The 1,430-nt window shown below is 62.1% G+C and carries 1 protein-coding gene; it reads right to left on the bottom strand.

The features are described 5' to 3' along the window. Positions 1-389: 389 nt before the first annotated feature. Positions 390-1,430 (bottom strand): diaminopimelate decarboxylase (gene lysA / locus AC1DT3_RS20995; RefSeq protein ID WP_477467130.1); only part of this gene is annotated, 1,041 nt, incomplete at its 5' end.

The raw sequence follows: 1,430 nt of genomic DNA, 5'->3' as shown, positions 1-1,430 counted from the left end.
ATACCGCGAAGGACAAGCACGACCACGTCATCTACGTCAAGAAGACGGGTGCGCTGATGTGGGACGTGGACGGATCTGGCGATAAAGATGCTGTCCAGTTCGCCAAGCTGAAGCCGAATCTCAAGATGTCGGCGAGCGTGTTCGATATCATCTGACCCGAGGATCGAACTTCGACGTAAAGTTCCTAAGAATGAAGGCCCCGGCACATCGTGCCGGGGCCTTTCTCGTCACTCGGTGGCTGATAGGGAAGGTCGACTTGGTCCGATTCTCTTGCCTAGGCCGCTAGAACGCGACGGCAGAATCCGTTCGCGTCGCGAACATGGACGTCGACATGACACGCGGGCTCCTCAGCGCATCCAGCCGACGACGCTTCACAGAATGACGGTCTTTTAAGCGAGCCAATCCGGCAACCGGTCGTGGCCGATCAGCTCGTCATAGCTCGGGCGCGGACGAACCACGGCGAAATCGTCTCCGCGCACCAAAACTTCCGGAACGAGGCGACGCGTGTTGTAGGTCGTCGCCTGCACCGCGCCATAGGCGCCCGCCGTCATGATGGCGAGCCGGTCGCCCGCTTTCACCGCGGGAAGGTCGCGCCCTTGAGCGAGATAATCGCCGGTCTCGCAGACGGGCCCCACGACGTCCGCCACGATCCGCCCGGAATCGGGCTTCGGCTCGTCGACCGCTTTGATCTCGTGATAGGCGTCGTAGAGGGTCGGCCGGATGAGATCGTTCATCGCCGCATCGACGATGACGAAGTTCTTGCCCGCACCTTCCTTCACATAGATCACCTCGGTGACCAGAACGCCCGCGTTGCCGGCGATCAGGCGACCCATCTCGAAGACCAGCTTGAGCCCGAGGTCCTTGGTGTGCCGCTTGATGATCGCGGCATAGGCTTCCGGATCGGGCGGCGGCTCATTGTCCTCCCGATAGGGCACGCCGAGGCCTCCACCGAGATCGAGGTGATGCAGGACGTGGCCGTCCGCCTTGAGGTCGCGGGCGAGTTCTGCGAGCAGGGCCGTCGCGTTGTCGAACGGTGCGAGGTCCGTGATCTGGCTGCCGATATGCATGTCGGCGCCGGTGATCGTGATCCCTTTGAGGGTCGCCGCGCGGGCATAGACTTCACGCGCATGGGCGATCGGAATGCCGAACTTGTTTTCGGATTYTCCGGTTGAGATTTTTTTGTGGGTTTTTGCGTCCACGTCCGGATTGATGCGGATGGAGATCGGCGCACGGGTGCCCTTCGAAAGGGCGACCTCGGAGAGAGCCTCGAGCTCGGGCTCGGATTCCACGTTGAAGCAGAATATCTCGTGCTCGAGTGCGAACGCCATCTCTTCGCGGGTCTTGCCGACGCCGGAGAAGACGATACGGGATGCGGGTGTGCCGGCGGCGAGCGCCCGGCGCAACTCGCCCTCCGAGACGATGTCCATGCC

Source organism: Microvirga sp. P4_G7 (genome assembly GCF_056401005.1).
This window is presented reverse-complemented; position numbering and strand designations above follow the sequence as displayed.